This is a genomic window from Paenarthrobacter sp. CC6, assembly GCF_040560085.1.
GTDB classification, from domain to species: domain Bacteria; phylum Actinomycetota; class Actinomycetes; order Actinomycetales; family Micrococcaceae; genus Arthrobacter; species Arthrobacter nicotinovorans.
This window is the reverse complement of the sequence record NZ_JARDAN010000007.1, coordinates 112,114-124,097: the sequence shown is the minus strand read 5'-3', so window position 1 is coordinate 124,097 and position 11,984 is coordinate 112,114. Positions and strand designations below refer to the sequence as shown.

12 protein-coding genes are annotated in these 11,984 nt (G+C 62.9%); 9 read left to right on the top strand and 3 right to left on the bottom strand.

From position 1 onward, the window contains the following. Window positions 1-131 precede the first annotated feature (131 nt). From PV760_RS07425 to PV760_RS07395, 7 genes are all read left to right on the top strand, one after another. The gene (locus PV760_RS07425; RefSeq protein WP_354627470.1) at window positions 132-1,127 is read left to right on the top strand and encodes a LacI family DNA-binding transcriptional regulator; all 996 of its coding nucleotides are present in this window, start codon (window positions 132-134) and stop codon (window positions 1,125-1,127) included. A 197-nt stretch (window positions 1,128-1,324) separates the two neighbouring features. After that, on the top strand, window positions 1,325-2,632 hold the full coding sequence (locus PV760_RS07420; RefSeq protein ID WP_354627469.1) for an ABC transporter substrate-binding protein: 1,308 nt from the start codon (window positions 1,325-1,327) through the stop codon (window positions 2,630-2,632). Between the two features lie 2 nt (window positions 2,633-2,634). Beyond that, a complete protein-coding gene (locus PV760_RS07415; RefSeq protein ID WP_354627468.1) occupies window positions 2,635-3,576 on the top strand; it encodes a carbohydrate ABC transporter permease in 942 nt (313 codons plus the stop codon). Continuing rightward, window positions 3,573-4,475, top strand: coding sequence for a carbohydrate ABC transporter permease (locus PV760_RS07410; RefSeq protein WP_193590033.1), 903 nt, complete (start codon window positions 3,573-3,575; stop codon window positions 4,473-4,475). The genes PV760_RS07415 and PV760_RS07410 overlap by 4 nt, the downstream gene beginning before the upstream one ends. A 47-nt stretch (window positions 4,476-4,522) precedes the next feature. Then, a complete protein-coding gene (locus PV760_RS07405) occupies window positions 4,523-5,626 on the top strand; it encodes a Gfo/Idh/MocA family protein (protein ID WP_018778751.1) in 1,104 nt (367 codons plus the stop codon). A gap of 1 nt (window position 5,627) precedes the next feature. Then, window positions 5,628-6,374 (top strand): ThuA domain-containing protein, encoded by a 747-nt coding sequence (locus tag PV760_RS07400; protein WP_193590031.1) that lies wholly within the window; start codon window positions 5,628-5,630, stop codon window positions 6,372-6,374. A gap of 5 nt (window positions 6,375-6,379) precedes the next feature. Further along, entirely contained in the window at window positions 6,380-7,576 is a 1,197-nt protein-coding gene (locus PV760_RS07395) for a Gfo/Idh/MocA family protein (RefSeq protein ID WP_354627467.1), read from the top strand. Window positions 7,577-8,072: 496 nt separating this feature from the next. Here the strand turns inward: PV760_RS07395 and PV760_RS07390 are convergent, their stop codons facing one another. Beyond that, window positions 8,073-9,020 carry an NAD-dependent epimerase/dehydratase family protein gene (locus tag PV760_RS07390; RefSeq protein ID WP_354627466.1) on the bottom strand — a complete coding sequence of 316 codons (948 nt, stop codon included), beginning with the start codon at window positions 9,018-9,020 and terminating at the stop codon, window positions 8,073-8,075. Window positions 9,021-9,118: 98 nt separating this feature from the next. Here PV760_RS07390 and PV760_RS07385 point away from each other — a divergent pair, with 98 nt between their 5' ends. Further along, on the top strand, window positions 9,119-9,751 hold the full coding sequence (locus tag PV760_RS07385) for a TetR/AcrR family transcriptional regulator (RefSeq protein ID WP_210078130.1): 633 nt from the start codon (window positions 9,119-9,121) through the stop codon (window positions 9,749-9,751). Continuing rightward, window positions 9,748-10,431 carry a type 1 glutamine amidotransferase domain-containing protein gene (locus tag PV760_RS07380; protein ID WP_018778756.1) on the top strand — a complete coding sequence of 228 codons (684 nt, stop codon included), beginning with the start codon at window positions 9,748-9,750 and terminating at the stop codon, window positions 10,429-10,431. Before PV760_RS07385 ends, PV760_RS07380 begins: the two co-directional genes overlap by 4 nt. Window positions 10,432-10,572: 141 nt before the next feature. Here the strand turns inward: PV760_RS07380 and PV760_RS07375 are convergent, their stop codons facing one another. Both PV760_RS07375 and PV760_RS07370 read right to left on the bottom strand, forming a co-directional pair. After that, entirely contained in the window at window positions 10,573-11,295 is a 723-nt protein-coding gene (locus PV760_RS07375; protein WP_079582113.1) for a hypothetical protein, read from the bottom strand. Window positions 11,296-11,420: 125 nt separating this feature from the next. Continuing rightward, complete coding sequence (locus tag PV760_RS07370; RefSeq protein ID WP_354627465.1) at window positions 11,421-11,858, bottom strand: hypothetical protein; 438 nt, start codon at window positions 11,856-11,858, stop codon at window positions 11,421-11,423. Window positions 11,859-11,984 lie beyond the last annotated feature (126 nt).

The following is an 11,984-nucleotide window of genomic DNA, read 5'->3' as shown; positions in this document are numbered from 1 at the left end:
CTAGCTATCTGGAGTGGTTTCGCCAACAACTGGGTGGTACTTCCCTTGCTCCGGCTAAGCTGAGGAGCGCCGGTGGGCCCAAACAGGCATCGACCTAAGCACACGGAGGCCGTCTCGGAAGGACAAATCGAATGGCTCGAGCGACAGTTCAGGACGTCGCCAGAACTGCGGGTGTGTCCGTGGGGACGGTGTCGCGCGTTCTGAACGGGAGTTCGGCCGTCAGCGCGTCGGCCAAGGAAAAGGTCAACGCTGCAATCAGGGAGCTCAGCTACCGTCCTCTGGCCTCGGCCAGGGATCTCCGTCGAGACAGAACGATGCGCGTCCTGGCCCTCGCCAAAAACCTGGACTCCCTGGTGATCAGCGAAGTGTTCCGTGGTGTCGGCGACGCTGCCGCGGACTCCGGCTACGTCAGCCTCATCGCAGCCACCGACGGGGATCTGGATCGTGAGCAGCAGCTCGTGGACATGCTGCGGAACGGCTCCGTCGATGGATTGGTGATCTTTTCGCCAACGATGCCGGACGACGATGTCAATGCAGTCGCCGAACAACTGAGCGTTATCCAGGTCTGTGAAATCGTCGACGCCGAGGCAGCCTTCGGAGTGTCCATCGATGACCGCCAGGCCGCCTACGACATCACCAAGCACCTGGTCGACACGGGCGCCAAGAAGCTGGCCATGCTCGCCCATAGAGGCGCCCGCTCAGGCCGGCTGCGCGAGGAAGGATTCCGTCAAGCCCTCAAGGCGTCAGGCTTGGAACCGGACCAGATCCTGTTCGGCGAAGGCAACTTCGGTTTCCACTCGGGCAGAGCACTCACAAAGAAACTCCTGGAAACGAAAGACCTTCCAGATGCCGTTTTCTGCGGCACCGACGTCGTCGCAGCCGGATGCGTCCGCGAGCTCACTGACGCCGGACTACGCGTTCCGGATGACATCGCCGTGGCAGGTTTCGATGACTCGGCGCAAGCAGAAATGTGCGTCCCGGAGCTCACCACCGTCAGGCAGCCGGCCTACGAAATGGGCCGAGTCGCTTTCGCTGAACTCCTGGAGCGGATGACCGTCGAGGGCTCACATCGCAAGGGGAGAACCTTCCTCCCGCACGAACTCGTCATCCGGGACTCCACGAAATAAAGAGGGTTGACAGCCCTCAGTGGTCCCTGTCACACTACTTTGGAATCGATTCCACGGCCGCAAGGCCGATTCTTTTGGGAACGTTTGGAATCGATTCCACGAATCAAAAAGAACCACCGGCAAAGAAGCCACCCACAGCACGCGGGCCAGCCCAAACGCGCACTGAACGCCACCCACAGCCACCAAAGGAGCCACTTGTGGACTTGAACCGACCTGCTCTCCCGCTCCAGAACAAGGCCGCAAAACGCAAAGCCCTCGCGGCTACCGCAATCGCCGCAGCCCTCCTCCTCAGCGCGTGCGGCGGGGGAGCCGCACCCCAAGGTGCGGAACAAGCGGCAGCTGCCGATCCGGCGTCGGGCGCTAATGCCAGCGGTGCCGTGAACATCTGCGGCGTCAAGGACGCGAGCGGCATCTACAAGGGCACGGCGGAGGCGTTCACCAAGGCGAACGGCAAGGTCACGGCCAAGTACACCGAGATCGGCGCCACCACGGATGAAGCCCGCACGCAGATCGTGCAGCGGCTCGAGGGCAAGTCCACCGAGTGCGACCTCTTCGTCACGGACGTCATCTGGACCTCCGAGTTCGCCTCCCAGGGCTGGCTGCTGGACCAGACCAAGCTGGTGGAGGCCAACAAGGATCGGCTCATTCCCTCCACTGTGGAAACCACCAAATACCAGGACAAGTACTGGGGCTCACCGTTCTTCACCAACGCCGGTTTGATCTATTACCAGAAGGACAAGGTAGCCAAGCCCGAGTCATGGCAGCAGCTCTACGCCGAAGCCGCCAAGGCGCCAAGCAACGGCTACGTCTACCAAGGCAAGCAGTACGAGGGCCTCACGGTGAACTTCCTCGAAATGCTTTACAGCGCAGGCGGCGAAGTCCTCAACGACCAGGGCGACGTCAAGATCGACTCCAAGGAAACCCGCGACGTGCTCAACTTCATGAGCGACGGCCTCAAGAATGGCTCAGCCGACCGTGCCGTCCTCACCTACAACGAAGACCCGGCCCGCCTCGCCTACGAGTCCGGCGACTTCGGATACCAGCGCAACTGGCCGCACGTCTACCGCCTGCTGAACGCAACACCGCTGGCGTCCAGCTTCGCGGTTGCACCGCTGCCGTCATGGGAAGGCGGCAAGGCCTCCGGCGTGCTCGGCGGCTGGAACCTCGCCATCTCGGCGCACTCCACCAACCAGGCCGGAGCTGTTGCGTTCATCGACTTCGCCACCACCCCGGACTGGCAGAAGCACGTGGCCATGGACTACTCGCAGGCCCCGGTCAACGAGGCCGCCTATTCTGACGCGGCTGTGCTAGAAAAGATGCCGTTCGCCACGGAACTCCTCGCCTCGGTGAAGGGTGCCAAGCCGCGCCCGATCTCCCCGGTCTACCCGCAGATCTCGCAGGCGATCTACAAGAACGTCTACGCCGTCCTCTCCGGCACCACCTTCACCGAGGAAGCCGTGAAGAAGATGGCTGACGAAATCACCACCGCCAAGGCGAGCTTCTAGCCATGGCCCTCAAAACAATCCCGCCAAGCCGCGGCCCAGCGAAGACAAGCGGCCGCGACCGGGCCGAACGGAAGCTCGCCTTCCGCATGACGGCCCCGTCGCTGGTGATCATGGCGCTGGTGGCGGCAGTCCCCATTGGCTACGCGATCTGGCTCTCGCTGAACCAGTACAGCGTCCGCACCGCAGGCCTGTCCCGTTTTGTCGGCCTGGAAAACTACATCAACGCCCTCGCAAGCCGGGAATGGTGGGCGGCTTTCGGCCAGACCTTCCTCTTCGCAGGCCTCTCCGTCACCCTGGAACTCGTCCTCGGCACGGCCATGGCGCTCCTGCTCAACCTCGCCTTCAAGGGCCGCGCGGTCCTGCGCACCGTGGTGCTGCTGCCGTACGCGATCATCACCGTGGTCAGCGCCATCACCTGGCAAACGATGTTCCAGCCCAACATGGGCCTGGTCACCAACGTCCTCTCCACACTGGGGCTGCCGGGCGGTGACGTCGTCTGGCTCGGGGAGCACGGTTACGCGATGGCCGTGATCGTCATGGCCGACGTCTGGAAGACCACGCCCTTCGCGGCGCTCATCATCCTGGCCGGCCTGCAGGTCATCTCCGCCGAAACGTACGAGGCCGCGGAACTCGACGGCGCCAGCAAATGGCAGACCTTCGTCAACATCACCCTGCCGCTCCTGCGTCCGGCGATCGTCCTCGCCGCGATCTTCCGCACCATGGACGCCCTACGAGTCTTCGACCTGCCGTTCGTCCTCACCCGCGGAGCCAACGGCACCGAATCCATGTCCATGCTCGCCTACACACAGCTGCGCGAAAACCGGCTGGTGGGCGAAGGCTCGGCGCTGTCCATCCTGACCTTCCTCACCGTCATGGTGGTCTCGGTCATCTACGTCCGCTTCGCCGGCGGCAACATCCGCGACGTCGCGAAGGAGGAACAATGAGCACGCTGACTGCTGAACGCCCGACGCCGGAACTCGCCACGCGCGCCAAGGCGCCGAAACGTCGTCGCTTGCGTGGGGAAGCGAAACTGCACCCCATGGTCTGGGTGTTCGTGGTGGCCGTCATGGGCTTCTCGCTCATCCCGTTCTACTGGCTGGTCAACACCTCCCTTAAGAAGGGCGCGAGCCTGTCCCAAGGTGAGCTCTTCCCGAGCCAGCCGACCCTGGAGAACTATCTGGTGGTCTTCCAGAACCCCGAGTTCCTCCTGGCCTTGCGCAATTCGGTGATTATCGCCGTCGTGACTACAACCGTGGCGCTGGTGTTCGCGTCCTTTGCCGCCTATGCGCTGGCCCGGTTGAAGATGCGCCGCAAGGCGATGATCCTGACGCTGATCCTCTCGGTCACCACGTTCCCGGCCATCGCCATCGCGGCCCCGATGTTCTCCATCTGGCGCGAGATCGGGCTGTACGACACGTTGCTTGGCCTCATCATTCCGAAGCTGACGTTCGCGTTGCCGCTGGCGATCTACACGCTGACGTCCTTCTTCAAGGAGATACCGCGTGAACTTGAGGAGTCCGCGTACATGGATGGCGCCACACCGTTTGTCGCCTTCCGCAAGGTCATCCTGCCGCTGGCGGTCCCCGGCCTGGCGACGACGGCGATCCTGGTGTTCATTTCGGTCTGGAACGAATTCCTCCTGGCCGTCACGCTGACCACCTCGCCCGAAGCCCGGCCCGTGCCTGTCGCGATCGCGTTTTTCAGCGGCACCAGCGAGTTCGACCAACCCCTCGGCACCATCAGCGCCGCGTCGGTGATCATCACCGTGCCGCTGGTGATCCTGGTGCTCTTGTGCCAGAAGCGCATCGTGTCCGGCATGACGGCCGGCGCGGTCAAGGGCTAAGCGCCTTTCAAACCCACAACCAGAAACCCGGAAAGAACAGGAACAACGTGAGCATTCAGCAGCAGGCCCCGTCCACAACCCTCAAAGTGGGAGTTGTGGGCATCGGTTGGGCCGGCCAGCAGCACCTCAAGGCGTACAGCAACATCGACGGCGTCGAGATCGTCGCCGTCGCGGGCATGGAAGCCGACCTCCTTGCCCAGCTGAAGGAGGAGTACAGCATTCCCCACGCGTTCGCCCGCTGGGAGGACATGATCGAGCTGGAAGGCCTCGACGCCGTCAGCGTCGCCGTGCCGACGTTCCTGCACGCACCCATCGCCATTGCCTCGCTCGAGCGTGGACTGCATGTGCTGAGCGAAAAGCCGTTGGCGCGTAACGCCGTCGAGGGTCAACAGATGGTGGACGCCGCCCGTAAGGCCGGCCGCGTCCTGGACGTCGCGTTCAACCACCGCCGCCGCGGCGACATTCAGGCACTCAAGGAAGTGATCGACGCCGGGACGCTAGGTCGCCCGTACTACGCTAAGGCGTCGTGGCTGCGCAGGCAGGGCATTCCGATGCTGGGCAGCTGGTTCACCAACCCGGAACTCGCCGGCGGCGGGCCGCTTGCTGACATCGGCGTGCACGTCCTGGACTACTCGCTGCACCTCCTCGGCGAGCCCAAGGTGCTGGCCGTTTCCGCGTCGACCCATTCCGAACTCGGCCCGCGTGGCCTCGGCGGCAACGCCCGGTACACGGCGTCGAACTCCAGCCACAAGTTTGAAGTGGAAGACTTCGCCTCCGCATTCATCCGGCTGGAAGGCGGCGGCACCCTGATCCTGGAAGCCGGTTGGGCCACGTACCGCGACGAGCGGGACCTTATGGACTTCACTGTTTACGGGACCGACGGCGGCGCGGACTTGCGCTCGGTCGGCGCCTCCGAGAACCCGGTAGCGGACGTCCACGTCTTCACCGAAAAGGACGGCGAAAACGCGGACTTCGAAGTGGTGGCCGAACCCGGGCGAGCCCACCAGGCCGTCGTCGACGACTTCATCGCCGCTGTGCGCGGCGGCGAGACCGTGTGGGGAAGCCACGACGGTTCGCTCGCCCTCAGCCGGGCCCTGGTGCTCGATGCCTGCTACAAATCCGCCCTTGAACAACGTGAAGTGGTGCTCTGAAATGTCTGATGCGAAATTGAAGATTGTCGTCTGGAACGAAGCTGTCCACGAGGCCCGTAACGAGCCCGCAACCATCGGCGAGATGTACCCCGAAGGGATCCACGGCGCCATCGCCGCCGGGCTGCGCGGCTTCTACCCGGACTCCGAAATCACGACGGCGACACTCGCCGATCCCGAGCATGGACTCTCCGAAGAGGTGCTGGAGCAGACTGACGTGCTGCTGTGGTGGGGGCACATTGCGCATGGGGAAGTTGCTGACGAAGTAGTGGAACGCGTGCAGCGCCACGTGCTCGGCGGCATGGGCCTTGTGGTGCTCCACTCCGGGCACTTCGCCAAGATCTTCACCCGCTTGCTGGGAACCACCTGCTCGCTGAAGTGGCGTAACGAGGGCGAACGCGAGCTGGTGTGGACGGTCAAGCCGTCGCACCCGATCGCAGCCGGCATTGAGAGCCCGATTGTTATTCCGCAGCAGGAAATGTACGGCGAACTGTTCGACATCCCGGAGCCCGATGACCTGATCTTCATCAGCTCGTTCACCGGGGGAGAGGTGTTCCGTTCCGGCGTGACGTTCTCCCGGGGCAAGGGCCGGATCTTCTACTTCAGCCCCGGCGACCAGGAATACCCGGTGTACCACCAGCCACAGATCCAGAAGGTCATCGCCAACGGTGTCGGCTGGGTGGCCCAGCCGGGCGTCTTCCGGGAGTCACCCGAGGTTTCCAACCCTGCACGGGGCTGGTTCGAGGCCTAAAGACGATGAACACTCCTCTTCCTAGTGGCCGTCCATTGGGCGTGGCCGCCATCGGTTACGCCTTCATGGGGAAGGCCCACTCGAACGCGTGGCGGAACGTGGCCAGCTTCTTCGAAGTCCCGGCCTTCGAGCAGAAAGTGCTGGTTGGTCGGGACGCCTCGGCGGTGGCCGAGGCCGCTGCCAAGTACGGTTGGGCCGAGTCAGCCACGGACTGGCGTTCCGTGATAGCGCGGGACGACATCGACATTGTGGATATCTGCGCGCCCGGTTGGATGCACGCGGAGATCGCTTTGGAAGCTCTGGCCGCCGGGAAGCACGTGCTCGTGGAGAAACCGCTGGCCAACACTCTGGAAGAGGCCGAGTTGATGGCTACCGCTGCAGCTTCGGCGCGGGGCCGGGGTGTGCAATCGATGATCGGCTTCAACTACCGCCGCGTTCCTGCACTTGCATTGGCCCGGGAACTGATTGCCGAAGGGCGTCTTGGAACCGTGCGGCACGTCCGTGCCGCCTACCTGCAGGACTGGCTTTCCGACGTCGAAACCCCCATGAGCTGGCGGCTCCGCAAGGAGACGGCCGGGTCCGGAGCGCTGGGCGATATCGCCTCGCACGCCATCGACCAGGTCCAGCACCTCACGGGCCAAACCGTCACCGAGGTGACGGGCACGCTGCGGACCTTTGTGACCGAACGCCCCGGTGCCGCTGGGCTGGAGAAAGTGACAGTCGACGACGCCGCGTGGGCCACTTTGGGCCTGACCGGCGGCGTGAGTGCCTCCGTAGAAGCGTCACGAGTGGCTACGGGACAGAAGAACTCTTTGAAGGTAGAGATCTACGGGTCTTCGGGTTCGCTGACGTTTGATCTGGAGAACCTGAACGAACTTGGCTTCCTGGACGCTACGCTGCCTGTGCGGGAACAGGGCTTCCGGCGGATCCTGGTCAACGAGCCCGAGCATCCGTACCTCGAGGCGTGGTGGCCGCAAGGGCACATCATCGGCTGGGAGCACACGTTCACGCACCAGGTGCGCGACTTCCTGCTTGCCGTTCGCGACGGAAGCCAGCCGTCGCCGTCGTTCGATGACGGGCTGCAGATCCAGCGGGTGCTGGCCGCCGTCGAGGAGTCGGCGCGGAACAGGAGTGTGGTGACGGGGGTTCGATCTATGGGCGAGATCAACGACCGAGACTCCTCTGTCGTCGGAGTTATCTAGAGAAAGACGGTTGAAGTCGTTCCCTGCCGGGAAACGGGCGTCCGTAACGCAGACGCCGCGGCACGGACCGTTGGGCCAGACGGCCTTAATAAAACATGTCTCAACCAGCCCTGGACATCTTTTATTAAGCCCAACGTACGATCCTGAGTCGAATTTTCTGCCGGTTCTGCGGGTATCACCTAAATTCAAGAGGTCCCACATTCAGGACCCGCGTTGGAGCATCAAGGGGAGCCCAGGCAGTAACTAAGCCCGTCGCGAATTGCGGCGAGAAGCTATTCCAGCATCAATTGCCATAGCGGCTGCTGCTGCTGCGAACCCGATGCCGAGCGAAGGCAATACGCCGAAGGCCGGCCAGAACATAGCGAAAGAGATAAATCCAGCTAGGAAGACGACGATACTGCGGCGCTTTCGACGGGTCACTTTCATGCGATGACGCAACCACCAGCTTTGCCGCCTTCCTCGACCACCGTTCCAGATGTAGCAGGTACTGGGCGCCTTAGTCTGAACCCGGCAGCGACGAATCGGCTTCGCGGCATATGATTGCCAGGCCGTCCCGAGGGGAAGTTACCGCGAACTCAGGAAACCGTGAGGTGAATTTCGAGGAGCTGAAGCGGTTGTGGTGTTCGTAGCGCGGAAGAAGTTCCCGCAACTCGCGCACTTGGGCTGAGAGCAGTCCTGCGACGTTGAGAACCCATCGGGGCACGACGGTGTAGCCGGCGTCCTGTCCGAACGCCTCGTTGGCGATGTTGGCGAACTGCCGGTAGGTCAGTGACTCCGCATCGACCGGGAGGTGCCACGTCTGCCCGAAAGCGTCAGGCGTGTCGCCCAGAAGAGCGAGAGCCCGGCTGGCGTCCGGTGTCCAGATCAGCGTCCTTTCGCGGTCGTCCCGCACGGGCACGAAGGGCTTCTTGCCTTTCTTCAGGCGGTCGATGAGGAGCGCATTGGTGAAGCTCTGCGTGCGGCCCGGTCCGTAGAACTCGGGTGCCCGGGCGATGAGGACAGGAATATCGCCCCTGGCCATTTCCTCCAGCACCATCGATGCCATGTCCGCGCGGACTTTTCCCTTACGCCCCACGGGCGCGAACGAGGTTTCTTCGGTCTGAACGCGATCGTCCTGGGGGTACATGTAGGTGTTGTCGAAGTAGACGAACTTGGCCCCGGCAGCCCTTGATGCTTCCAATGCGTTGCGGAGCATGGTGGGAAATTGTGCTTCCCACAGCTCCGTGTTCGCCGGGAGGCCAGCCGTGAAGTAGACGATATCGCTGCCCTTGACCGCCGCAGCCGTCTGTTCGGCGTCGAGCAGGTCTGCCTTGACCAGCGAATCCGACTCGTTGACCTTACGGGGGTTCCGGCTGACAAGCCGCAGGTCCTCGGTGTAGGCACGGTGCAGCTCCTCGGCCAGTTCGATTGCGATCTGGCCGTTGGCGCCCAATATTGTCTGCATTTTCAACCTCGGTTTCGTACGCGCTTTGTGCGCCGGCGTGGACGTGTCAGTGCGCTATGTGTACACTGCTTACATCAGCGTAGGAGGCGAAGTTAGCAGTGTCAACATCAGTAAAGCCCTATCATCACGGTGACCTCCGTGCAGCACTGGTCGCTGCCGCCGTCGAGAGCCTGGAAGCGGGGGAGCCGTTCTCCCTGAGAGCCGTGGCCCGCCGCGCGGGGGTGTCTCCGACTGCGCCGTACCGGCATTTCGCTGATCGGGAGGCTCTTGATAACGCTGTTGCCGTGGAGGGCTTCCGTGACCTCCTGGCAGATCTGGAAGCTGCTTCGGATAGGTTGCCGGAGGCTGCGGCGCCACAGGATGTCATCACGGCTCTAGGTGTGGCCTACGTGGCGTTCGCTTTGAGGCGGCCCGCCGTATTCCGGCTGATGTTCGGCAACGAATGCGACGAGGCCGACAGCGAACGTGTTCAGGCGGCTGGGCAACTCCATGGCATGTTGAACCGAGTGTTCGAGCGCCTTTTTCCAGGCAATTCAGGCCTTTCGGTCGCTCTGTGGAGCATGGCGCACGGCTTGGCGTTCCTGCACCTGGACGGCAAACTGCCGCCCCAAAGCAACGACGACGTTGCAGCCCGCGTGAAGTTGGCGGTCGGGGCAATCTTCGCGCTCAACAACAGCAAGACGACGGCGGGCCAAGTCCCCGCCGGGCCGCCAGAAGGAGAACCAGCATGACCAAACGCATCCTCCACGTCGTCACCAACGTCAGCCACTACGACGATCCGTCACACCCCACCGGCCTTTGGCTCTCCGAACTGGTTCACGCCTGGGAGGTGTTTGAGGAACACGGTTTCGAGCAAGCCATCGTCAGTCCTGAGGGCGGAGCGGTCCCATTGGAACCCCGATCACTGAAGTTCCCAAGCTATGACAGAGCTTCCAAGGCGTGGCATGCGGACCCGGAGCGCATGGCCCTTCTTGAGAACACGGCCAGCCCCGAAGGCATTGAGGCCACGGATTACGACGCCATCTACTTCACCGGGGGCCATGCGGTGATGTACGACTTCCCCGACAGCTTGGGCCTGCAGAGGATCACCCGCGAAATCTGGGAACAGGGCGGCATCGTATCCTCGGTCTGCCACGGATATTGCGGCCTGCTCAACACCAGGCTTTCAGACGGCAGCCTCCTGGTGGAGGGCCGGAAGGTCACCGGATTCGCGTGGCAGGAAGAAGTCCTGGCCCGGGTGGACAAGCTTGTGCCGTACAACGCCGAAGAGGAGATGAAGAAGCGCGGGGCGCGCTATGAGAAGGCCAAGCTCCCCTTCGTCTCCTACGCCATTGCGGACGGGAAACTGGTTACCGGGCAGAATCCTGGATCGGCCAAGGAGACGGCGCGGAAGGTCGCGGAACTTCTCTAAAGCGTCTGGCGGCGATAGTACGAAACGCGCGTGCCGGCGTCGGGGGTTGATTTTTTGATCCGGAGGGCCGGGAAATTCAGCCCCTGGAAAATAGGAAGGGGCCGCGACCCTTGAGGGTCGCGGCCCTGATAGGGCGGGCTGCTACTTGATCAGTGCTGCTGCCTGCTCCATGAGGTCGCTGGCCGTGGCAACGCCGTTGGCATCAGCGCCTTTGCCGGACGCCGTAGCGGAGATCAGCACGCCCTCCTTGATGGCGTATGCCATGTAGGTGGTTTGTGCCGCGCCGCTGGCTGTGGACATTTCGGTCTTGTAGGCCACAGTTCCGGGGACCGTGTTGATGCCGTCGAACTTTTCAGTGGCGACGTTCATCGATTGACCGGACATGGACAGCGTCATCTTCGAGCACTTCTCTGCCTGGACACCGCTCTTATCGATGCTGTCCTGAAGCTTCTGCTTATCGAGCCCGGACGTAAGGGTCACCATTGTCATGACCCCTGATGCAGCGTCCAGATCTGCGCCGGCAGCGGTGGTTGAACCGGCGAGGGTCTCACTGCCACCCAGCGTTGCGAGGTCCTTGCACTCAGCCGGTTCGATGGTGAACATGCTCATGAGCGCCTTCATGGGGTTCTCTTGGGCGAGTTCCTCGCTGGAAGCAATGGTCAATTCCTTGCCTGACTTCGGCTTGATCTGCTTGACCAGTTCAACGAGCTCGTCGTTGGTGTACTGCTTGGCAGCGGTGGGCGTGGGTGACGCCGTAGCCTCTTGCGAAGCGCTACCAGTGGAGCCGGTCGACCCACCACATCCGGTCAGTGCCATCACTACCAACGCCGACATTCCGACGCTCTGCAGCGCAAACTTCTTCACTCTATTTCCCCCATTGGGTCTACTTTTTCAGCCGGGCGATTCCCAGTCGAGATAAGACTATCGGTCGCTGACGTCTGGGGCCGCTGGCGCACGGGTCCTTCGCTTGGCGGCTTTGCGGCTACCCATCAGGTCCGCTTGCGGCTCGCGATCACGTCAGAAAGCTGCTGCACGTCGGCGGGGTTCGCGTCCGTGGCAAGTGCAACGTAGTGGTCAATGACGGCTGGCCGGTAGCGCACTGGCAATGTCTGTCCCGGAGCGAGCCGGGTGAGGGCGGTGATCGTCAGGCTTTCGTCTGCGATACCGCGGAACGAGATGCCGTCGGCGGTCTCCACGTCGAGCATCAGGACAACGCGCGGGTTGCTGTTGACCTCGCGCCAGTCAACGAGAACACCAAGCGCCAGCGTCCCGTTGCGCAGTTCCGCATTGCGCCTCCGCGCTTCACCGCTGAGGAGCGGGTTCGGGGCGACGCCCGGGAAATTGGGGCCGACGCCGAGGGACTCCCGACTCAGGTCCGGCCTGAGATGCTCCACCAGACCGTTGAGCTTCTTCTTAGAACCGAACATTTCTGACCTCTTCCCCCATCAGCGGTGCCGAATTTTCGGCGCTTTGCTTCGCCCTCACGGCGATTCTATGCCACGAGCATTTGCGGTCGCCGCCCCCTCGGGGTCTTGCATAGGGACCTTGGGCCG